This window comes from Cryobacterium sp. N21, from assembly GCF_002929575.1.
GTDB lineage: Bacteria > Actinomycetota > Actinomycetes > Actinomycetales > Microbacteriaceae > Cryobacterium > Cryobacterium flavum.
This window is the reverse complement of sequence record NZ_PJJQ01000036.1, coordinates 76527-97384: the sequence shown is the minus strand read 5'-3', so window position 1 is coordinate 97384 and position 20858 is coordinate 76527. Positions and strand designations below refer to the sequence as shown.

The 20858-nt window shown below is 62.8% G+C and carries 18 protein-coding genes and 1 pseudogene; 6 read left to right on the top strand and 13 right to left on the bottom strand.

Annotated features, from left to right (window positions below; genetic code table 11):
• Nucleotides 1-3: 3 nt before the first annotated feature.
• The 3 genes from CXY77_RS17105 to CXY77_RS17100 all read left to right on the top strand — a co-directional run bounded on the left by CXY77_RS17105 (nt 4) and on the right by CXY77_RS17100 (nt 3006).
• Nucleotides 4-492 carry an FBP domain-containing protein gene (locus CXY77_RS17105; RefSeq protein WP_104130574.1) on the top strand — a complete coding sequence of 163 codons (489 nt, stop codon included), beginning with the start codon at nt 4-6 and terminating at the stop codon, nt 490-492.
• Between the two features lie 433 nt (nt 493-925).
• Entirely contained in the window at nt 926-1888 is a 963-nt protein-coding gene (locus CXY77_RS20750; protein ID WP_233197492.1) for a hypothetical protein, read from the top strand.
• Entirely contained in the window at nt 1885-3006 is a 1122-nt protein-coding gene (locus tag CXY77_RS17100) for a DUF222 domain-containing protein (RefSeq protein ID WP_369831321.1), read from the top strand. The genes CXY77_RS20750 and CXY77_RS17100 overlap by 4 nt, the downstream gene beginning before the upstream one ends.
• Nucleotides 3007-3165: 159 nt before the next feature.
• On the opposite strand, the gene CXY77_RS17095 is transcribed toward CXY77_RS17100, so the two are convergent.
• From CXY77_RS17095 to pxpA, 6 genes are all read right to left on the bottom strand, one after another.
• The gene (locus tag CXY77_RS17095) at nt 3166-4170 is read right to left on the bottom strand and encodes a pirin family protein (protein WP_092339581.1); all 1005 of its coding nucleotides are present in this window, start codon (nt 4168-4170) and stop codon (nt 3166-3168) included.
• 131 nt (nt 4171-4301) lie between these two features.
• Entirely contained in the window at nt 4302-5267 is a 966-nt protein-coding gene (locus tag CXY77_RS17090) for a biotin-dependent carboxyltransferase family protein (RefSeq protein WP_092339580.1), read from the bottom strand.
• Complete coding sequence (locus CXY77_RS17085; RefSeq protein ID WP_104130572.1) at nt 5257-6150, bottom strand: allophanate hydrolase subunit 1; 894 nt, start codon at nt 6148-6150, stop codon at nt 5257-5259. Before CXY77_RS17085 ends, CXY77_RS17090 begins: the two co-directional genes overlap by 11 nt.
• The gene (locus tag CXY77_RS17080; RefSeq protein ID WP_233197491.1) at nt 6147-7685 is read right to left on the bottom strand and encodes an acetyl/propionyl/methylcrotonyl-CoA carboxylase subunit alpha; all 1539 of its coding nucleotides are present in this window, start codon (nt 7683-7685) and stop codon (nt 6147-6149) included. Before CXY77_RS17080 ends, CXY77_RS17085 begins: the two co-directional genes overlap by 4 nt.
• Entirely contained in the window at nt 7588-7824 is a 237-nt protein-coding gene (locus CXY77_RS17075) for an acetyl-CoA carboxylase (protein ID WP_092339577.1), read from the bottom strand. The genes CXY77_RS17080 and CXY77_RS17075 overlap by 98 nt, the downstream gene beginning before the upstream one ends.
• Before the next feature lie 43 nt (nt 7825-7867).
• Nucleotides 7868-8605: a 5-oxoprolinase subunit PxpA gene (gene pxpA, locus CXY77_RS17070; RefSeq protein WP_092339576.1), complete on the bottom strand. Its 738-nt coding sequence runs from the start codon at nt 8603-8605 to the stop codon at nt 7868-7870.
• 98 nt (nt 8606-8703) lie between these two features.
• On the opposite strand from pxpA, the gene CXY77_RS17065 reads away from it, so the two are divergent.
• Nucleotides 8704-10170: a PucR family transcriptional regulator gene (locus CXY77_RS17065; protein WP_158252866.1), complete on the top strand. Its 1467-nt coding sequence runs from the start codon at nt 8704-8706 to the stop codon at nt 10168-10170.
• A 65-nt stretch (nt 10171-10235) separates the two neighbouring features.
• On the opposite strand, the gene CXY77_RS17060 is transcribed toward CXY77_RS17065, so the two are convergent.
• The 3 genes from CXY77_RS17060 to CXY77_RS17050 all read right to left on the bottom strand — a co-directional run bounded on the left by CXY77_RS17060 (nt 10236) and on the right by CXY77_RS17050 (nt 15911).
• A complete protein-coding gene (locus CXY77_RS17060; protein ID WP_104090974.1) occupies nt 10236-11624 on the bottom strand; it encodes a cytosine permease in 1389 nt (462 codons plus the stop codon).
• Between the two features lie 255 nt (nt 11625-11879).
• Entirely contained in the window at nt 11880-13874 is a 1995-nt protein-coding gene (locus CXY77_RS17055; protein ID WP_104130570.1) for a hydantoinase B/oxoprolinase family protein, read from the bottom strand.
• On the bottom strand, nt 13875-15911 hold the full coding sequence (locus tag CXY77_RS17050; protein WP_104090970.1) for a hydantoinase/oxoprolinase family protein: 2037 nt from the start codon (nt 15909-15911) through the stop codon (nt 13875-13877).
• Between the two features lie 187 nt (nt 15912-16098).
• Here CXY77_RS17050 and CXY77_RS17045 point away from each other — a divergent pair, with 187 nt between their 5' ends.
• The gene (locus tag CXY77_RS17045; protein ID WP_233197490.1) at nt 16099-17679 is read left to right on the top strand and encodes a helix-turn-helix domain-containing protein; all 1581 of its coding nucleotides are present in this window, start codon (nt 16099-16101) and stop codon (nt 17677-17679) included.
• Nucleotides 17680-17687: 8 nt separating this feature from the next.
• Here CXY77_RS17045 and CXY77_RS17040 read toward each other — a convergent pair whose 3' ends face one another.
• From CXY77_RS17040 to CXY77_RS17025, 4 genes and pseudogenes are all read right to left on the bottom strand, one after another.
• On the bottom strand, nt 17688-17966 hold the full coding sequence (locus CXY77_RS17040) for a cupin domain-containing protein (RefSeq protein ID WP_104130569.1): 279 nt from the start codon (nt 17964-17966) through the stop codon (nt 17688-17690).
• 98 nt (nt 17967-18064) lie between these two features.
• Nucleotides 18065-18376, bottom strand: a pseudogene (locus CXY77_RS17035) (MFS transporter); the annotation flags it as partial.
• 212 nt (nt 18377-18588) lie between these two features.
• Nucleotides 18589-18876: a hypothetical protein gene (locus CXY77_RS17030; protein WP_199181943.1), complete on the bottom strand. Its 288-nt coding sequence runs from the start codon at nt 18874-18876 to the stop codon at nt 18589-18591.
• An 89-nt stretch (nt 18877-18965) separates the two neighbouring features.
• Nucleotides 18966-19505, bottom strand: a complete 540-nt coding sequence (locus tag CXY77_RS17025; RefSeq protein ID WP_092339569.1) for a MarR family winged helix-turn-helix transcriptional regulator — start codon at nt 19503-19505, stop codon at nt 18966-18968.
• Nucleotides 19506-19705: 200 nt separating this feature from the next.
• On the opposite strand from CXY77_RS17025, the gene CXY77_RS17020 reads away from it, so the two are divergent.
• Nucleotides 19706-20845, top strand: a complete 1140-nt coding sequence (locus CXY77_RS17020) for an acyl-CoA dehydrogenase family protein (RefSeq protein ID WP_092339568.1) — start codon at nt 19706-19708, stop codon at nt 20843-20845.
• Nucleotides 20846-20858 lie beyond the last annotated feature (13 nt).

Sequence of the window (20858 nt, the reverse complement as noted above, 5' to 3'; positions counted from 1 at the left end):
CACATGCTCCCGCTCACCGAAACGGATATCCGGGCCGCGTTCATCAACGCTTCCTTGAGTGAGCGCAAGGCGGTGACCCTGCCGTCGAACCTGGCAACGCTCGCCTGGGACAAGCTCGACTATCTCGGCTGGCGTGACCCCAAGGCTCCCGGCATCGGCTACATCATCGCCCTGCTCGATGACGACCCGGTCGGGCTACTGCTGCGCGAGCGCAAGGGAAAGATGACTACGCGACCGCAGTGCTCGTGGTGCAATGACGTGCAGCTGCCCAACGACGTCGCGTTCTTCAGTACCAAACGCGCGGGGCAGGCCGGGCGAAACGGCGACACCATCGGCATTCTCGCCTGCGCCAATTTCGAGTGTTCGGTGAACGTTCGCAAGCTTCCCTCGGTCGCCTACATCGGCTTCGACATTGAGGCGGCACGCCGGCAGCGCATCGAAGCGCTGGGCGAGCACGTACGCAACTTTCTGCAGGACGTGCGCGACGGCTAGTGAGGTGCGGAGTCCTCCGAGCTGACATTGAGCTTGTCGTACTGGCCGGGTATGAGTGCAGGCTGAGCCGAGTCGTCGGAGTTCCGGCGGGTTGGACACGAGTCAACTCAGCAAAGTCGATCGCCGCGGTCGAACATCGCACTCGGGCATCGGCGACGCGGAACGGCAGCAATGCTGATGGGCGGTGACGTGCGACATGCGCGAACTTTTCGGTACGTATTTGTGACGATAAATCGCTCATTACTTCTACACCACCACGTCGGAACTAAATCGCTGCGGCGATGAAATACGAGCTGCTATCAAGTCTTGTGCCTTAGCACTGGTACCAGTGTCGATAAATTCGGATCAGGCGGTCAAATTTAGTGCTGGGAGTTTATCTGAGATTCCCTCGCTTTTGTGTTCGATTTGCGGTAGAATGGGTGTCAAGGAGGCAATGGCGCCCATGTTCATGGAAAACCCGAGCGAGGCCAGTTCGAACCCCGTCATTGCCGCGGTGGAGCAGGCTCGGGATGCGTTGCTGGCGGCGTTGAGCGGGGTGTCCTTCGGGCTGCTCGGTGATGAAGAATCGCTGAGCATGCTGCTCGCGATCGAGAGCGTGGGCGGGGTCGTCGACGGTGCCCGGGTGCTCTCCACGTCCGATGTGCTGCGCCGCTCCGAATACTTCGATGCCGCCGCTGCAAAAAGCGCCGCCGAGACTGCGGTTGCCCAGGCGTCGTCTGCCCAGAGTGCCGACCGGAGTGCCGACCGGAGTGCAGCTGAGAGCGATGCTGAAGCGCAGGCCGTGGCACCGGACTCCGTGGCACCGGACTCCGTGGCACCGGAGGGTGCTGCGGCCACTCCGAGCGTGGCGCGTGCGGCGGCGTCTCTGGCTGCGCCGACGCTGGCCCGGCGGCTCGGCTGCCGCAGCGGCGTCGAGCTGGTCTGCACCCTCGCCCGCCTCTCTCGCTCCGAAGTACGTCAGCGGGCCGTGCTCGGTGAGAAGGCTGGGCAGCGGATGCTGCTCGGCCGCCCGCTGGCCCCCACCTACCCGGTGCTCGGGGAGGCCCTGCAGGGCGGGGAGCTCGGCCTGGAACAGTCCCGGGTGATCGTGCAGGTGCTCGACGGCCTGCGCTCCTCCGTGCTGGTGGAAGACCTCGACCGGGTCGAACGCTCTCTGGTGGCCAGCGGCTCCGGGGCGATCATCCCCGAAACCGAGGGGCTCCCCGGTGCCGGCATCGCGTTTGCGCCGGAGTTGCTGCGGCAACAGGGCATCCAGTGGAAAGCACGCCTCGCCCCGACGGCAGCGCGCCCGGCGAGGCCCCGACCGAACGGCGCAGCTGGCTCACCTTCGGCACCCTCAATAACGGCGGCTACAGCCTCAACGGCTGGTTCACCACCCTCGACCGCGCCATCATGAGCAACGTTTTCGATGCGTACCTGTCCGCCGCCGCGGCCAACCCGGTTCCCGGCGCCGACGGCGCCGCGACCCGGGTGACCGGCACGGCGACCGGCACGGCGACCGGTACGACCTCCAGTACGACTCGGGTCGCCGACACCACCCCGCGTGCCCGGGTCGCGTTCCGTGAGACCGAGAGCGACGACACAGAAGTCAACGACGAGAACGACGAGGCCGAATCCGAGGTCGAACCTGAGGTCGGACCTGGGGTCGAAGCTGGGGTCGACGGCGCGCAGATGGGTATCGACGGCCAGAACAACCAGAACAACCAGAACTGCGACAACGAAGCGGCACAAGAAGCGACCAGCAAGGCGCGGGACGCCACCGCGGCGGGCCAAGCCACCGAAATTGGCCAGGCGGGCGACGCGGGTGCGAAAATAGAGGCCAGCAACACGCTCGGCGCCGACCCACCCGACCCGCACAGCCCCGACAGGATCAGTCCCGACCTACTCAGTCCGTGCCCGCAGCAACCCGACGACACCCGCTCCCGCAACGAAAAACAAGCCAGCATCCTCCGCGCCGTATTCGAAGCCGCAGCCCGGCACCCCGACACCCCGACCATGGGCGGCGCCGCCCCCACCGTGCTCGTACACATCAACATCAACGACCTCCTCGACGGCCGCGGCGCCGGCTGGATCGACGGCATCGACGGCCCCCTCACCCCCGGCCAGGTCGACGAACTCATCTGCGCCGGCGGCTACCAACCCGTGCTGTTCGGCCACACCGGCACGATCCTGCACCTCGGCACCAGCAACCGGTGCTTCAGCGCCAGTCAACGCCGAGCATTAGCCGCCCGAGATGGCGGCTGCGCCATCCCCGGCTGCACCGTGCCACCCCACCTGGCACAAGCTCATCACGTCGTCCCCTGGCAGAAAGGCGGCCTGACCGATATCGATAACGCAGTCCTTCTTTGCAACGCCAGCCACTCCAGCATCGACACCTCCGGCTGGGACATCGACATGCGAGACGGCCGCCCCTGGGTACGCGGACCGCTCCTGTTCGACCCCACCCACACCTGGCGCCCCGCCGGCCAAAACCGCGCCGCCATCCCCGCCGAGAAACCCAACTGGAACAAGTAACGCCGGCGTCGAGACCGCACCCGGATGAGCGCAACCAGATCAGCGCAACCAGATCAATGCAGGCATGCGAGGTTTCCCCTCCGCAGGACCGTGCGTCCACTCACAGGGCCCGGGCTGCGGCATCCGCTTCTAGCATGGTGGTATTGGGGGCCGATCCGGCTAGCCGCGCGGGCGCAGGCGCACCGTGGGAAGAGGCGGGGCAGGAATCGGGTCGGGTTGTCCGGCGGGAAAACTGCCAAAGCGCGGCTCGGCGGCCCCACCACAATCAGCACCGGCGACCGCAGAGTCGGCAGCCCTGATCTCCGTCTGCCATTGGGCGCGGTAGGCGACGATCTCCTCGTGGCTGCGACCCACGAAGTTCCACCACATCAGAATCTGTTCGCCCAGGGGCGCGCCGCCAATGAGCAGAACGCGCACGGGCTCGGCGCCAGCGACCAGCGTCAGTGTCGACCGACCGACGCCGGCGTACGCGAGGTGGTCCTTCGCTACCGGGATGCCGTCGACGGTGAGCTCTCCCTCATCAACGAGTACACCGTGTTCGAATGTCGGGTCGGTCTGCAGGGTGAGGCGGGCATCCGCTTGCAGCAGGATCTCGGCCCCGAGCAGCGGAGTGTGCGTGACGACCGGCGAGGTGCTGCCACCCAGCGAGCCGAGGAATACCCGCATGGTCCAGCCCTCGCCGTGCGCGGGTTCGGGGCGAAAATGCTCGAGGGTGGGCTCCATCTGGCGGGCGCCCTTGGGCAGCGCCACCCACAATTGGGCACCGTGCAGAACGGTGGTGTCGGGGGTGGAGAACTCGGAGTGGCTGATCCCGCGCCCGGCCGTCATCAGATTGAGTTCTCCGGGGCGAACGATTGCGTGAAAGCCGGCCGAATCGCGATGCTCGATTTCTCCGGTGAACAACCAGCTGACGGTCTGCAAGCCGGTATGCGGATGCCGCGGCACGCGCATTCCACCCATCTCGCTGACCCGGTCGGGACCGTAATGGTCGAGAAAACACCACGCGCCGATCAGGGAACGTTGGCGCTGGGGAAGGGTGCGCCGCACGTTCATGGCGCGCAGCCCGCCGAGGGGAACGTCGCGTGGTGCCAGGATCTCGACGCTGCCACTGGGGGCGGCGGACTCGCACAGCATCTCGTCGGGATCGGCCTCTGGATTGCTCACGAGGTCAGCCTAATCGAGCAGGCATCGCCTCAGAAGTCGCGCCAAACCTGGGCGGGCGCCGGTTCCGCAACCGGGCGCACGATCGAGCATGCCCCCAGCTACCCAGCCTGCGCCCAGCTCACGGTGGGCCGCTACGACCAGATCCTGGCAGCCCGGACAGTGTTTGCCGCCCGTGCAGCGAGCGCCTGCTCCATCGTCACGGCCACAAAGTGGGTCTTCGTGCCTGGAGAACAGCGGGCCACCAGGTCCATGTCCGCGGAGATAACCGTGGCGACCATGGCGTAGCCCCCGCCGGAGACGGCGTCCCGATGCAGAATGATGGGCTGGGTGCCTCCGGGAATCTGGATGGAGCCGACGGCGTACCCGGCGTCAACGATGTTGGACGGGTCCTGACCGGCACCAAACGGTTGTTCGCGGTCCTTCCATTCCACACCGGGTCCGCTGTAGCGAAGACCCATGCGGTCGGCCACCGGAGTGAGCACCCATTCGCTATTTAGCAAGCTGTCCAGTCCCGTGTGAGAGAGCAGGTGGTCGTACAGTCCGAGCATAACCCGCACAGTCACGTCCTTGGAGAAGGCCGGACGGTCCTCGATTTCAATGAACTGCAGCGCAGGCAAGCCGTTGTCGATCGCTGCGCCGACCGGAACGAGATCACCCGCGGCGAGCGCACGCCCGTCAACCCCACCGATCGCTCCGATCGGATAGGTCGACCGCGAACCGAGCACTTCGGGAACATCGATTCCGCCGTGCACGGCGATGAAATACTTCGTGCCGCCCTTGATCACACCGAACTTCAGTTCATTACCGGCGAGAAGCTCGAGTCGTTCGTATTCGGGTACGAGTTCCCCATTGACGAAGACGTCCACCGGCGCACCGGTCACGGCAATGATGGCATCGGTCGTGGAAATCAGTTTGGGGCCGATATAGGTGCACTCAAGCACTGCCTCGCGCGCCGTATTGCCGACGAGCCGGTTGGCCAAGGTGGCCGAATACTGATCCATCGAACCACCCTGCGGGATGCCAAACCGGTAGTAACCGATTCGTCCCTGGTCTTGGACGGTGGTGGAGAGACCGGGTTCGAGAATGTCAAATGCCATTGAGTGCCTCCAAGAGTGACAACTTGTAACCGTCGGGGTCGGTCAAGGCCTCACCCAGGTCGAACGCGATTGGTGCCTGGCGATACCGGAAGGTTCCGGCGTCGACCTCGGCGCGGATGCGCCGATACTCCGTTTCGTCGATTGGCTTGAATTTCACGATGTCCCCCGGTTTGAAGAAGATCATAAAGTCGGAGAAATCGCCCAACGTTTGGGACGGGTCAAAGATCGGAGCGGCCGCTATCCCGAACATTTGGTAGCCGCCGGCGCCGCGCACCGAGTAGATGCAGCTGAAGCAGCCGCCATAGCCCACGGTCAGCGCCGGCGTGTCCGTACGGGGGCTCAGATATTTGGGCACCTCGAGTTGTTGCTCGCGCGGGGCTAGCTGGAAGAGAAAAGGGAGACCGGCGACAAAACCCACCATGGAAACCAACCAGGGTGATTCGTGATGCCGCTTGATGAACTCCTCGGCATTGGCCAGTCCATTGACCTCGGCGGCATAGTCGAGGTCGTTGCCCTCGGGCCGCTGGTGATAACCCTCACGGAATCGGGCCCCGGTTTCATTCGTGTACGGGTCGTTATACCAGACCGGAATCTCGATGATGCGTGTTTCGAGTACCTTGTCGGTCGAGGCCCGCACCTCGTCCTCGAGCGTGTGCACCACGTTTTCGAGCTCCTGCCAGGGCAGAATATCCGGGTCGAACCGCACCAGTAGCGAGGCGTTGGCCGGGCAGATATCCACGATCCCCGCGAGCTCGCGCGCTTCCAAAGCATTGGCGATGCTGTTTGAGATGAAGTTTGCTTCGAGCGACATGCCCTCAGTGATTTCAATGAAGAGAAACTCATCGCCGCCCCATGTGTATCGGGCTGTGGTCTGCTGCGTCATTCGGCATCTCCCGTTGAGTCCGGAATCGTTGAGTCCAGAAACGATTCGATGTACTTGGTGTGGTGTTTGACGTTCGCGAAATCGGGCAGCCCCACGAGGGAACTGAGCAGCCCAATCGTCGATTTGACTCCGTCAATGTGTGCTTCGTCCAAGGCGCGCGCCGACCGAGCGATGGCCAGTTCACGAGTTGGCGCCCAGACAATGATCTTGCCCAGGAGGGAGTCATAGAACGGAGCCACGGTCTTGCCGGAGATAAAGCCGAAATCGGCCCTCACGCCGGCTCCCCCGGGCAGGTTCATGGTCTTGATGAGGCCGGGGCTGGGCATGAAGTTGTTGTCTGGGTCCTCCGCATTGATGCGGAATTCGAACGCGTGGCCAGAGAACGTCACGTCACTTTGGGTAATATCGAGCTTCTCCCCCGCGGCAATTCGCAGTTGTTCACGAACCAGGTCCATGCCCGTAATGGCCTCTGTGATGGTGTGCTCAACCTGGATACGGGTGTTCATCTCGATGAAGGCGACCTCATGGCTGAACGGATCATAAAGAAATTCCACCGTACCCACGCCGACGTAATTCGCCTTGCGCGCCAGCTCAACCGAGGAGTCTCGCATCCGTTCGCGAACCTCGTCTGGTAGCCCGGGCGCGGGTGCTTCCTCAAGAATTTTCTGCTGCCGGCGCTGCATCGAGCAGTCTCGGTCTCCAAGATGCACGAAGGTCTCACCGTCCCCCAATATCTGCACTTCGACGTGGCGTGCCCTGGTGACAAATTTTTCGAAGTAGACGTCAGCCGAGTTGAAAGCGCCCAGCGCCTCGGCCTGCGCGATCTCGACGGTCCCGCGCAACTGTGCTGGGTCTTCAACCAAGCGGATGCCGCGCCCCCCGCCGCCAGCGGAGGCCTTGACCACGAGGGGGTAACCGATTCGTGCCGCGATCGCTTCAAGGTCGTCATCGTCGCGAAGCGCCGTTTCCGTGCCTGGAAGGGTCGGCACACCGGCGTCGATTGCGGCTCGGCGTGCGCGAGACTTGTCACCCATCAGTTCGATCGACTCCGGAGATGGGCCAACCCACGTCAGCCCGGCAGCAATCACCTTGCGAGCGAATTCAGCATTTTCCGATAGAAAGCCGTAGCCGGGATGGACGGCATCAGCGCCGCTGTCGAGGGCTGCTTTGAGCACGGCGTCGTGGTTGAGATAGCTGAGGCCGGCGGGAGCCGGCCCGACCACGATCGCCTCATCCGCGAGATCAGCGGCTAGGGATGTCTTGTCAGCTTCGCTCACGACGGCAACGGTCACGATGCCCATTTCTTGAGCGGTGCGAATGATTCGAACGGCAATTTCGCCGCGATTGGCGATGAGGAGTTTCTTCATTGGCTCTTCCAGTGAGTCGAGGGAAACGTTCAAAGGTAAGGAGGGTGCCGCAGCGCCACCCCGGAGGCAGTCAAGACGTAATGGCGATAACGTCACCGGGGTTGACGACCCCGAAGTCTTCAATTTCGAATTTTTCGAGGACACCGTCGAATTCGGCGCGAACCTCACTGAATTGCTTCATGATCTCGACGAGGCCAATGGTCTGGCCGGCCGAAACCGTGTCGCCTTCATTGACGTAGGGTTCCTTGCCAGGGCCCGGCTTTCGGTAGAAGATGCCGGGGAGGGGGGAGATGATCTGGTGGCTCATGGGTTCACTTTCGTCGGGCTGGGGTGGGGTGGGGTGCGCGGATTTACCGGCCGAGCGCCTCGCGCACGGCCTGGGCAACAGCCGGTGAATTTGATGTGTCCGAATGAATACAAATGGAGCCGAAGGGGATTTCGAGGATCGTTTCATCGTTAGCGAGCACCTTGCCGTCCTCGAGTACCCGGCGCACGCGGGCCGCTGCCTTCTGTGGATCGGTATTCTCGGGGCGCCGCTGAATGATCAGCCCTCCCTCGGCGTTGTAGTCAAGGTCCACGTAGAGTTCGGCGACGAATTCGACGCCCTCCCGCTCGGCTACCGTCTGATGGGCACTTCCGGCCAAACCGAAGATGGGCACGCCGTATGACTGGGCGACAGCGACCGCTCCCTGCATGAGCGCTTCGTCACGGGCGAGCATTCCGTACAGGGAACCGTGCGGCTTGATGTGGTTGAGGGGCAGGTCGTACTTGTGCAGAAAACCGACGAGCGCGCCAACCTGGTATCGAATCATGGATTCCACTTCGGAGGGCATGAGCTTCATCTCACGACGTCCGAAGCCGACCAGGTCGGGCAGCCCAGGGTGCGCTCCGACGCGCACGCCGTGCTCCTTGGCGAGCCGAACGGTGGCCTCCATCGCGTCGGGGTCTCCGGAATGAAAGCCGCACGCAACGTTCGCCACGTCGACCAGCCGCATAAGAGCTTCGTCATTGCCAAAGCTGTGAATGCCGAGGGATTCCCCCATATCGGAATTCAGGGTGATGTTCGAGTTGCTGTTCACGTCGTCCATAACTCCACGCTACGGGCCCGAGACGGCACGGCCCAGTAGGCATCTGCACTAAGCTTGCGAAAAACTTTGTGCAAACCGCCTAGAGAATGGAACTCGAGATGCGCGTGGTCGACCTGCTCCTGGAGCGATCCCTGCAGCTCTTGTTGCAGACGCCGTCGTCGGAACTGCACCTGGCCACCGAGCTCAGCGGATGCGCACCGACCGAACTCATGGATCCCACACCGTTCCTGGATCCACACTCACTCCTGCTCACCAGCGGAATCGGTATGAACTTTTCCGACGAACGCACCTGGGATGCTTTCGTGGAACGCCTCGCCGAGGTGCCCGTCTCGGCCATCGTCTTCGCTACCGGGATGGCCCATCGTGCCCTGCCGCCCGGCCTCATCGCCGCCTGCACCAAGCATGATGTCCCGCTGCTGGAGGTTCCAGCGGCGGTTCCTCCGCTGCAGGTGAATCGCTTCATCGAGAGCGTCATGCAAGCGGAGCGTCTGGCCGTGGTCAATCGGGGCTGGACCCTCGCCGACGAGTGCGCCCGTCTGGCTAACCAGGATGCCGAGGTTGTCACCCTGCTGGCCACCGTCTTCAACGTGATCCAGTCGCCCCTGGCCGTGTACGACGCCTACGGCACGGTCATCGCCCAGTATCCGGCGCTCGCAACCTGGACGACCGGAATCAGGACGAAGCCTCAAGTGGGGGTGCTGAGCATTCCCCTGCCGATGGGTCTCAATAATCCCTGCCGTCTGGCCATTAGAGAGAAGGACAGCGAGAGTCAGCTCGCCTCCCTCCTGGGTCCGGTCGCCTCCATCATCGCGCTGCAGCTCAACAGGTCCGTGATCGTCGATGCCAGCCGTCAGCACGAAATCAAGAACTTTGTGATCGCGTGCGAGTCCTGGGAGGAAGCTACCCACCTTGACGTGAGGCGAGCGTTTGCCGACATCGGCCTGGATGCGCGAGTGGCAACATCCGTTCTGGTCGCGGATATGAGTGGGGAGTTGGCGTCGACATCCTGGCAGTTGCGAGTTGCCCTGCACGAGAAGTTTCAGACCCTTCGGGTTACCGAGTTCAGCGACCGATTGGTCGCCTTTGCGCAGAACCCACGCATGGACTTCGACGAGGCCGTCGAGCGGCTGTTGCACATTCACGACCGGCAACCGCTGGTTGTGAAGGGGCCGACACTGAGTCTGTTTGAGCTTCGGCTGTCTGTCGTGCACGCACTCCAGCTCGTGCAGGGGATCGACCGCCCCCAGCTCGCCCCGGCGCTGGGCCTCAGCGCCGTCGTCACCGCCACCGCTGGGCGCGGAGCGAAAGAAGCGGCACGCAAGTTTCTGGCACCGCTCTGGGAACACGATCTGAAACGTGCCGGCCCGTTGGTCGAGACTCTGCGCGCTTATCTCGACAATGACGCGCAGCCGTCCAAGACCTGCAGCGCCCTGTTCATTCACCGCAACTCGCTGAACTACCGACTGCGAAAGATCGAGACCCTGCTGCGCTTGAACCTGGGCTCCGTCGAGGGCCAGGCGACGTGCCTCATCGCTCTTCGGTTGGTTGATCTGGGCGAAAAATAAACCGGCGTGGGAACGCCCAAGGGCGTTCCCACGCCGGTCGGCAGCGCAAGCAGACGGTGCTGCTGCTAGGCGACCGTCGTCACCAGCGCGGTCTTGGCCGTCGTGGCGTTCCACAGCAAGGCATAGACAGCGGATGCCACAACGGCCGTCAATATGGGGCCCCACGTCGCGCCGACACCGGCCAGGTCGGGGTTGAGCAGGCCCAACTGCAGCATGATGATGCCGGTCACTGTCGCGATAACCCAGGCGATGAGTCCCGAGTTGTTGAACTTGCGGTAGTGCACGTCGTCGAGCATTCCGTGTTCCTGGCTGAGTCCGCGGGTGATCAGAATGTGGGTCACGGCGATCGCGACCCAGGCTGTGACCAGCACGCCCTGCCAGGCCAACGCCAGCAGGATGTACTTCACGATGGGCAGGAGCATCAGGAGAAAGATGATCACCGAGGAGGTCAGCACCCAGACTAGGTTGGGCAGCTTGATCCGAAAGACCCGTTCGCCAAAGGACTTGAGGTTGGCAGCGCCCAGGTAGTAGTTGGCGGTGTTGATGCGGGTCTGGGAGACGAAAACGACGATGAGTCCCAGAATCCCCATCATTGAAACGATGCCGCCGGCGATTCCCGTCTCCGACGCCTCAAGTCCGGGGATGGTGAAGGTGAGAAAGATGCCGACGCAGGCGCTGAAACCGTAGGCGAGAATGTAGAACGCCCAACCGAAGCTCCAGCGCTGGTGAAATTTCGTATCCTGGCGCTTGCCGAGAGCGGCGTAATCAATGGTGAACATCATCATGATCCACACACCCATGTAGGCGGCAAAGGTGGCGAGCCAGCCCGGCCCACCCATCGTCACGGCCAGTCCCGATTCAGGCTGCTGGGTAAGCCAGGTGCTGCTGAAGCCGTACTGCACACCGGCCCATACGACGGCTGCGATGAGCCCGCCGACGTAGATCGGCAAGAGCCATCCGTTGAGCTTGTCGAGGAATCGGCGGGCACCACCGAGAATCAGCGGTGTGGAGTACGCCACGACAATCAGGTACCACATCCACATCTCACCGCCGAATGCCACCTGGAAGGCGTAGGCGACGATCGAGCCTTCGAACACGGCGTAGTAAATGGCGACGAGAGCGAAGATGATGGTCGCGATCGCTGACCCCGCAGTGCCGAGGATTGTGCGGGAGAAGAGCGCGACCGTGGTGCGGTTATTGATGGCGTACTTCGCAAGGACGCGGTTGATCAGGCCGTACGCCACGATGGTGAGCACCAGTCCAATCAGTGCGTCTTTGGTGCCGTAGGCCACGGCCAGGGCGGCCCCGATATAGACGAAAAACATAGCACTGGCGACGCCGTACCATGCCATTGACAGTGACCCTTTAGTCATCTGATCGTCGTCGTTGCCCTCGCGATAGAGGGCATCCGTCGCCTCAACAGTACTGTTACTGCCGGTCAAATTCACGTTCACTAGGTACCTCCATTAGGGCCGGTGACGGCCGGCAAAATGTTTCGTGATTGGTCCTACAAAATTCGAAATTCCAGGTGCAGCAAAAGTAGTGAACACCGCCGTCGTCTCTGCCGACGGGCCCACGACTCATGGCCCTCCAGCAAGTATGTGAACGACCTGTGGATCCAAACCAGTAGGCAAGTGCAAGAAAGATCAGCCAATGTCCGTGCAGATGCACAAGAGTTCACACTGAGGCTGAACGAAAATCCAGCTGGATCAGGCTGGCACGACCGGCCAGTGCGATGAGGAACGTCGTTCCATCAGTGCGCGATGTTCCCGAGTCGTCGTAGCGAAGAGCTCGCCGGTACCCCAGTCGAGAATGACGCCGTAGCGACGGATGACGTCGAGCATGTCGATGTCGCCGCTGATGTACCTGGCCGAGACCGTAGCGGGGTCTTCAGCCAGCCACCCGAGACGGTGCGCAGCGATATCGTGTCGAAGCTCCACGCTCGCCGCTTCGTCGACCTCGTAGGCGTCCAAGTCGGGATCGATGGCCGTAATAACCACGCCGTAGTCTTTGGCTGCTCGCCCGACGGATACGTAGCCGTCGATGACATCGTCGAGCACCTCCAGATAGGTGCGCTCGAGTGGGTCACCGTAGCCGCCTCCGCCGGCCGACGGCCGCACGAACGAGTCGCCGGATTGCACCGGAACGGAGGAAAAGTTGGAGCCGAGGAAGCGTTCGCCCTCGGTGCCCTTGTTCAGCCAGACCCCGTGCGGAATCGATGGGAGCCCGCCCTCGATCCCCCAGGTGATGGAGCGTGCCCGGTCGCAGCAATAGCTCATGACCGCATTCTGAGCGTCGGTGAGCATGCCACCCTTCTCAATGCCGACACCGCCGCGAAAGCGTCCTGGGCCGCCCGAATCCATGCCGATCTGGTGCATCGAGGTCAGCACCGGCGAGAGGCGTTCCTGACCCTCGACCGGCTGAACGGCGAGGCCGGCTCCGAAGACCGGCGCCGTTGCGCCGCTGCCGTCCTTGCTGGCCCGGCCGCCCCAACCGCCGGCCATCCAGTCGTACCACATGAAGTAGGGGCTGTCCTCGGTTCGGCCGTCCTTTCCGCCGACGAGCAGATACTCCAGGTTGAACGCGCAGGCCATGGCCCGCTCCGGCATGATCTTGGACCAGATCTCGAAGATGCCGTTCATGAGTTTCTCGTACGGTCCGGAGCAGAAGCCGGTCACGGCGTTCGGCCAGCCGGCGTTGACGACCGTGCCTTCCGGGCCGATGTCGGCGGTGACGGCCGCATAGAAGCCAGAGTTCAGCGGGACATCCGGAAAGAATGTTTTCGTTCCGGCGTAAATTGCCGAGAATGTCGTGCCGTAACCGGAGTTCAAAAACGTCGCCACGACCGGGGCCGATCCGGCCAGGTCGTAGTGAATGCCGTTGGCATCGATGGTCAGCTTGATTTTGATCGGCACCAGCCCTTCCTCCTTGCCCGGGTCGTTGTCCATGTAGTCCGTGGTTTCCCAGACCCCGTGCGGCAGGCCCTCCAGGCGGCGTCGAACGGTGCGTTCCACGTAGTCCTGGGTTTCCTGCATGGCGTGCAGCACTGTGGCCTTGGAATACCGGTCGACGAGACGCAGGATCTCTCGTTCGCACACGGCCGTCGCTTCGGACTGGGCGTGTAGGTCGCCCATCGCCTGGCGCGGTGCACGGGTGTTTGAGACGAGCAGCTGGGCGACGTCGTGCAGGAACACACCACGGCTCCAGATGCGTACGGGAGTGATTCGCAGCCCCTCACCGAAGTGCTCCTTGGCGTTCACATCGAACGAACCGGGCACGTTGCCGCCGATATCGGCCCAGTGGCCCTTGTTCTGGGCGAAAGCGATGACCTCACCACCCGAGAAGATCGGGCGGATAAAGCTCACGTCGTTGAAGTGGGTTCCGCCTCGATACGGATCGTTGATCGCGAAGACGTCACCGGGATTGATATCGGTCCCGAACTCCTCAAGCACGGCCTTGCACTGAAAATGCAGGGTACCCACGTGCACGGCGATATCCCCGCTGCCCTGCATCACCGTGTTCCCAGCGGCATCACACAGTGCCGATGAGAAATCCCGGGAGTAGATCACGAAGGAGTAGCAGGTACGCAGAATCTGCTCGCTCATCAGGTCGACGCTGGTGGCGAAGGCGTTCTTGAGCACCTCAAAGGTCACCGGATCCAGCGCGGTGGTGGGCGCGAGCGGTACCGCGATCGTTCCAGACATTTAGATCTCCTCCAGGTGGATGAGAATATTCATCCACTCGTCTATAACTGCGGTCGTATTCGGCGGAATGACGGTGGTGGAGTCGAACTGGTCGATGACGGCGGGGCCGCTGAACATGGCGCCGGCCGGCATGTCGTCTCGATCGAACACCGGGGTGTCCACCCAGCCCAGTTCTCCGAAGTACACGGGGCGAATTTCGCGCGGAGTTCCGGGATCTGCGTTAAGTTCCACGGCCGGCTTGAAGGACGGCTTTGGAGTTTTTCCTATGGCCGTCAGGTGCAGCTGGTAGACCTCGACCGGCTGATCTTTCTGGCTGAAAGCGAACTCACGCTCGTGCTGTTCGTGGAACGTTTCGACCGCCTCGGCGAGGGCGCCCAGCCCCGAGCCGATGCTGACCGAAAGCGAACGCCACTGGCCCAGGTAGCGCATGGAGATCTGCCGCTGCAGCAGGGCGTTCTCGTCCGCAACGCGTTCCTGACGCAAGCGGGCCATCGCTTCGGACTCGAGCGAGACGTACATACCCTCGAGCGCTTCGGTGTCGGCATCCGCTGCAATTCCGGTGAACATGCTGGACAGGTCGTGACGAATATCCACGAGCAGACAGCCCAGAGCGGATGCGACGCCCGGGTTCGGCGGAATGATGACCGTTGGTATGTTCAATTCACGAGCCACCTCTGCCCCGTGCAGGGCGCCTGCTCCGCCAAAGGCGACGAGCGCGAAGTCGCGGGGGTCGTGCCCTCGGCGGATGGAAACCAAGCGCACAGCATCGGCCATGTTGGCGTTGGCAACCTGGATTACCGCATGGGCGGCTTCAGCGATCGGCATGTTGAGCGGGTCTGCGATGACCTTCTTGATCGCCTCGGTCGCGAGTGCCTTGTTCAGATTCTTCGCGCCTCCCGCGAGCGACGTGCCCAGACGGTTCAGCACCACGTTGGCGTCGGAGTTCGTCGGCTGGTCGCCGCCGGTGTCGTAGCACGCCGGGCCGGGATCGGCGCCAGCGGACTGGGGACCGTTCCGCAGGGATCCGGCAATGTCAATATAGGCGAGCGAGCCACCACCGGCCCCAATCGTCAGCACATCAATGCTGGGAAAGATGATCGGGTGCCCGTATTCAACCTGCCATTCCTTGGTGATGCGCAGTTCGCCTCCGCTGACCAACGCGATGTCCGTGGAGGTTCCGCCCATGTCGAGGCCCACCGCGTTTTCGTAACCGCACTGCTGGGCGACATGCTTGGCTGCGATCGCGCCAGCCGCGATCCCCGACGCTGCCAGGCGAACCGGATAGCGCTCGACCATTCGGGGCGTCATCGACCCTCCGCCCGAGTGCAGCACCAGCAGGTCTCCCTTGTAGCCGCCGGCCTTGAGCTGGTCGGAAAGACGGTTGACGTACCCAGAGACCAGCGGAGCGAGAACGGCGTTGGCGACGGTCGTGTTGAACCGGTCGTGTTCGAAAATTTCGGGAAGAATTTCGGCCGAGGTTGATACCGTCGCGTTGGGCAGTTCTTCCTCCAGGATTTCCCGCATGCGAATTTCGTTCTGCGGATTCGCGTAGGAATTCATGAAGCACACGGCGACGGTGTTGACGTTGCGCTTGCGCAGGAGCTGCGCGACCCGGCGGGCATCCGCTTCGTCGAGGGGCATGACCGTGTTGCCCGCGTAGTCGATGCGCTCAGTGACTTCAAAGCGATCGCGTCGGCGAATGTACGGTCCGGAGACATCCTTGTACGCGTCCCACAGGTCGTCCTTGGTTCCGTCACGAATTTCAATGACGTCCCGAAACCCTCGGGTCGTCACCATCGCTGCCGGCGGAAAGTTACGGGTGATCAACGCATTCGTGGCCACGGTCGTGCCGTGCGAGAAGAGCGTGACATCTTCGAGGTCGATATTCGCGCGGGCCACACCGTTCATGACCGCGACGAGTGGGTCGTGCGGCGTCGACGGAACTTTGGTGACCCGGATTTTGTGCGATTCCTCGTCAAAAATACAAACGTCGGTAAAAGTACCGCCGACATCAACGGCGACTCGGACTTGCGACATGGGGTGTCCTCCGGACTGTTCAGGTTGTGGTCAAGTATGCGTACGGTCTCCGACCCTGTCACTGGATAGTGTGCAACGCTGATCGTCGTTTTTTGGATAAACTCCAAAACACGCGCGACTTTCGCCCGTTTCCGCCGCCAGGAAACAGGATGTTTACACGATGAGCCGCCTGAAATCGGGAGTTTCCTTGTCTTTAACACTCGGGGATGTCGTCAACGAGAAGGCCTTGGGTCTGACATCGGTGGTCGCTGGCGATCCGCACGGCATCGTCCTGGCCGCACGAACGAGCGAACTCGGCGACCCGGGGCGCTGGGTCGAGCCGAGGACGATCATGCTGACGACCGGGCTCCTGTTCATCGGCCACGAAAGAGATGACGCTCAGGCGCTGGCGTTGATCACGGACATGCGAGCCGCGCAGACCACCGCGATGTTCTTCGGTGTCGGCGTGCACTTCGAGGAGGTTCCGACGGCGCTGGTTGCGGCGGCACGATCGGAGAAATTTCCGCTGTACACCGTGGCCGCCGACGTTCCGTTTTATGCCATCGAAAACTTCGTCAACCAGTCCAAACTGTCGGCTGACGCCTACCTGCTCAAACGCGCGGCCTGGTTCATGAATGAACTTCTGCAGAGCATGTCAGCCGACCAGCCGATCGATGCGCTCATCGCCAAGCTGGCCTCCTCCTGCCGCGGATCGGCGGTGCTCTACGAGGACTCCGGTCGCGTTGTCGCTTCGTCCGGCGAAGGACCCATCCGCCTCATGTGGACCGAAATGCAGCGATCCGGGGGTGCTCAGGAACGGTTTACCGTTGGGAGGTGGGACGCGATCGGAAAGTCCCTCGTCCTGCGCGGAAAGACCTACCGGCTCGTGCTCGCCAGTCGGAATTCCACGATGCTGAATGACCTCGGCGATGTGCTGCTGCAAACAACTCAGCGCCTCCTCGGCGCCATCAACGGGATCACCCAGATTGGGCTCTCCCGCGAGCTGTACGAAAACGCACAACTGCTGGTTACCCTGCAAGACGGAATCTCGCCCTCTCGCGAACATCGCTACTGGAATCGCATGAATCCGTTCCGCTTCACCGCTTACGAGCCGCTGCGCGCTGTCGCCATCTCCACGCTGTCCGGAGATCCTGCCGGTAAGCACCTGATCGAGGGACTGCTGCAAGAAGCTGCCCTAGGCGGCCTGGGCCTGCTCCTGGATGAGAATGGCGGGGGTTCCCGCACGATGGCGAGCATTCATGCCCTGGTCGCTGACTCTGCCGTGCTGGTGAATTGGCTGACCCTGGCCGGAACCGAACTCGTCGTCGGCACCTCGGAGCCGTTCAGCGAACTGGCCAGCACCCCGATGGCGTTCCGCGAGGCCGAGACGGCGCTGGAGATAGCGCGACGCCGCGCCACCCAGGCGGGCCGTCACCCCGGCGCGCAGCGCACCGTGGTGCGACTAGACGAAGTCGACCTGGCCAGTTGGCTGCTGGCACGGCGCGAAGCACCTCAGCTGGAGGACAAACTGCGCAAGTTTGTCGCGACCCTCAACCTGGACAGCGACCTGGTTGAAACCCTGATCGTCTATCTGGCCTTGGATCAGGATGTCGGACGAAGCGCTCGGCACCTGTACGTGCACGCCAACACGGTTCGGTATCGGCTACGCAAATGCGAGGAGTCGCTCGGCACGTCGATCAGCAGCACCGCCACCATTGCCAACCTCTACCTGGCGTTCCAGGATGATGTACTGGCTTTGCAGGACCAGATTGAATACCAGGCCGAGTAGCTGTTGTGTCAGGCGAGTTTTTCACATTCGACGAATTCGATGGTGCGCGCGCCGCGGTTCTCGACGGTGTGTTCGGCACCGGATGGCCGAGTGTAGCTCTGGCCGCTGCGAATTTCCGCGACGATCTCTGAGCCGTCGGCGTTGATCACGTGCATGGTTTCGCTCACGAGGGGCACGACCACATATTCATATTCGTGCACGTGCATGGGAATGGCATCGCCGGGTTCAATCGTCCACTTGGTCACGCGAAAAATACCGTTGTCGATTTGCGTCTCACCGGTGGCCATGAGTTCCCTTGCTCGTGTAGCGGACAGTACGACGATCCTACTCAGGGTAAGACGGGAACGACGCGGTCTACGCGGCGCCAGCGGCGGCATCCGCTCGTGACGCCGACCCCACCGGCGAACGGTGCGGAGAAGATGACGTAGCGTATCGACCGCTTGCGAAGGCCGTGCTCGATCGACTGGGTGAGCACGTTGCGGGTGGCTTTCAGCGGGCCAGCCGAGCGGTCAGGGGTGAAGCCGAGGTCCTTCAACACGCCGTAGGCGAATAGGAACATCACCAAGAGCACCCGCGCACGCAACGGGAACGGCACGCCGAGGTTGGTAGCCTGGGCGATCACCCCGCCGAGCACCGAGCCGGTGAACATGGCGATTCCGGTCACCACGAGGCCACGGCCGAACACGGCCTCGAGGCTTCATCGGAGCGCCGCTGCTGCTCTCGGCGCTCATCGGAACCATGTGCGGCATCAACGATTCACAGTCGACCTGGTCCGGCCTCACCGTCATTCCGATCGCCCTGTGGGAGTTCTCGCTGGGTGTCTACCTGGTCGTGAAGGGCTTCAAGCCCTCCCCCCATCACGGCCGGTATGACGGATGCTGCCACCACGCGCATCTCGGACGCCTCACTCTAAACCTGAACGGCGAAGGTAGCGGCCGGGCCCACATTGGGTCCGGCCGTTTCGGTGCGCGCGGTCTGCGTCATCACAGACGTACGAGGATCGGCGATGGGCTTGTCGGTGAAAGTGGCGAAGAAGTCCCGGCTGAGCACCATGAGGTAGAGGTTCTCCTCGATCACGATGCAGGCGGCATTCTCATCGGTGAACACCGGGTTGATGTGCCAGCCGAGGGCCTCGAAAAAAGTCTTCGACCGGTCCAGGTCACTCGTGGAGAGGTTGACGAAGATGCTGGTAACCACGCTGGCTCCTATGTCGGTCGAAGGCGATCCGTCGACCTACGGTCCTGCCAACATCGTTGTTCAAACACGCAGGCTGTCAAGTGACAAGTTCAGTCCCGCAGGTGACCATCCACGTCGGGGTCCACGAAATCGCCGGCGTCTCGGCGAAAACCGGTCAGCACGCTGATCAGGTTCTGAACCTCACCGGCACCCAGGCCCGGCTGCGTGAACACTCGAGCGTTGAGCTCGTCGGTGGCGGCGAGCACGCTGGTCTGGCCCAGCGGCGTGAGTTCGATCAGCGTGGCTCGCCCATCGGTCGGGTGCGCCACCCGGCGCACGAGTCCGGCCGTTTCAAGCCGGTCGACCGTGTTGGTCACGCTGGTGGGGTGCACTTGCAGTCTCGCGCTGGCCTTGGCCATCGGCAGCGCCTTGCTGCGGGTGAAACTCAGCAGCGCGAGCAATTCATAGCGGGCAAAGGTGAGGCTGAGCGGCTTGAGAACCGTATCGATGCGGGCGAGCATGATCTGCTGGGTGCGCATGATCGAGGTAACCGCGGCCATCCCGTCGGCTGCGTCTTCCCAGCCGTGCTCGACCCAGTGGCGCCGCGCCTCGATGATGGGATCGGTCTGCAACGGGGGTATTGACGACATCGGTCCTCCTGACTGGCGAGCGGATGCCCACGGCTATGTTCTCACGCGCCAGCGCGGCGCCGAAATGGCCCGCAACAAAAAATACTAGGAAGCCCTAGCAATTACTAGGGCTTCCTAGTATCTTGGCCGGAGACGACTACAGCGTCGATCAACTACCGCGTCGCCAACAGAGAGCGTCGCAAGGGAAGCAGGTTCAGAGCATGTTCCAGCTGAGTGATGACCAACGCGACCTGGTGGCGATGGTGCGCGATTTCGCGACCTCCGCGCTCGCCCCGCACGCCGTGGAGTGGGACCAGACCAAACATTTTCCGATCGACGTGCTCGAGGAGGCCGGCCGCCTGGGCATGGGCGGCATCTACGTGAAAGAAGATGTGGGCGGATCGGGCCTCACCCGCAGCGATGCCGCGCACATCTTCGAGGAACTCGCCAAGGGCGACCCCACCATCGCCGCTTACATCTCCATTCACAACATGGTCGCCTGGATGATCGACAGTTTCGGCAACACGGACCAGCGCAAAAAATGGGTTCCCAGCCTGGCCGCCATGACGTCGCTCGGCAGTTATTGCCTCACCGAACCGGATGCCGGCTCCGACGCGGGTGCGCTCCGCACCAAGGCCGTGCGCGACGGCGATGACTACGTGCTCAACGGCGTGAAACAGTTCATCTCCGGAGCCGGATCCTCGAGCGTCTATGTCGTCATGGCGCGAACGAGCGACACCGGCAACCAGGGCATCTCCGCGATCGTGGTACCGGCCGAAACACCCGGGCTCTCCTTCGGCCCGAACGAGAAGAAGATGGGCTGGAACGCCATGCCCACCGCCCAGGTGATCTTCGACAACGTGCGCGTGCCGGTGGGCAACCTGCTCGGCGCCGAGGGCGACGGCTTCGGCATCGCCATGAAGGGACTCAACGGGGGCCGCATCAACATGGGCGCCTGCTCCCTCGGCGGCGCCCAGTGGGCGCTCGACCAGACCGTGGCCTACCTCAAAGAACGCAAAGCCTTCGGCAAACCGCTGATCGACCAGCAAGCCCTCCTGTTCGAACTCGCCGACATGGACACCGAGCTCGAAACGGCGCGCACCATGATCTGGCGGGCAGCGGATGCCCTGGACCGCGGCGCCCCCGACCGCGTGAAACTCTGCGCGATGGCCAAACGCGTCGCCACCGACGCCGGATTCTCGGTGGCGAACCGCGCCATCCAGCTGCACGGCGGCTACGGCTACCTGAGCGAATACGGCGTCGAAAAGGTCGTGCGCGACCTGCGCGTGCACCAGATCCTCGAGGGCAGCAACGAGATCATGCGCCTCATCATCGGGCGTACCCTGGCGGATGCCCACTGACCTGCCCGACGCA

Bases quoted from the DNA above. Each gene is read 5' to 3' on its own strand.
- CXY77_RS17105 (WP_104130574.1), top strand. From the start codon at position 4: ATGCTCCCGCTCACCGAAACGGATATCCGGGCCGCGTTCATCAACGCT.
- CXY77_RS20750 (WP_233197492.1), top strand. From the start codon at position 926: ATGGCGCCCATGTTCATGGAAAACCCGAGCGAGGCCAGTTCGAACCCC.
- CXY77_RS17100 (WP_369831321.1), top strand. From the start codon at position 1,885: ATGAGCAACGTTTTCGATGCGTACCTGTCCGCCGCCGCGGCCAACCCG.
- CXY77_RS17090 (WP_092339580.1), bottom strand. From the start codon at position 5,267: ATGGCATTTGACATTCTCGAACCCGGTCTCTCCACCACCGTCCAAGAC.
- CXY77_RS17085 (WP_104130572.1), bottom strand. From the start codon at position 6,150: ATGACGCAGCAGACCACAGCCCGATACACATGGGGCGGCGATGAGTTT.
- CXY77_RS17075 (WP_092339577.1), bottom strand. From the start codon at position 7,824: ATGAGCCACCAGATCATCTCCCCCCTCCCCGGCATCTTCTACCGAAAG.
- pxpA (WP_092339576.1), bottom strand. From the start codon at position 8,605: ATGGACGACGTGAACAGCAACTCGAACATCACCCTGAATTCCGATATG.
- CXY77_RS17065 (WP_158252866.1), top strand. From the start codon at position 8,704: ATGCGCGTGGTCGACCTGCTCCTGGAGCGATCCCTGCAGCTCTTGTTG.
- CXY77_RS17055 (WP_104130570.1), bottom strand. From the start codon at position 13,874: ATGTCTGGAACGATCGCGGTACCGCTCGCGCCCACCACCGCGCTGGAT.
- CXY77_RS17050 (WP_104090970.1), bottom strand. From the start codon at position 15,911: ATGTCGCAAGTCCGAGTCGCCGTTGATGTCGGCGGTACTTTTACCGAC.
- CXY77_RS17040 (WP_104130569.1), bottom strand. From the start codon at position 17,966: ATGGCCACCGGTGAGACGCAAATCGACAACGGTATTTTTCGCGTGACC.
- CXY77_RS17025 (WP_092339569.1), bottom strand. From the start codon at position 19,505: ATGTCGTCAATACCCCCGTTGCAGACCGATCCCATCATCGAGGCGCGG.
- CXY77_RS17020 (WP_092339568.1), top strand. From the start codon at position 19,706: ATGTTCCAGCTGAGTGATGACCAACGCGACCTGGTGGCGATGGTGCGC.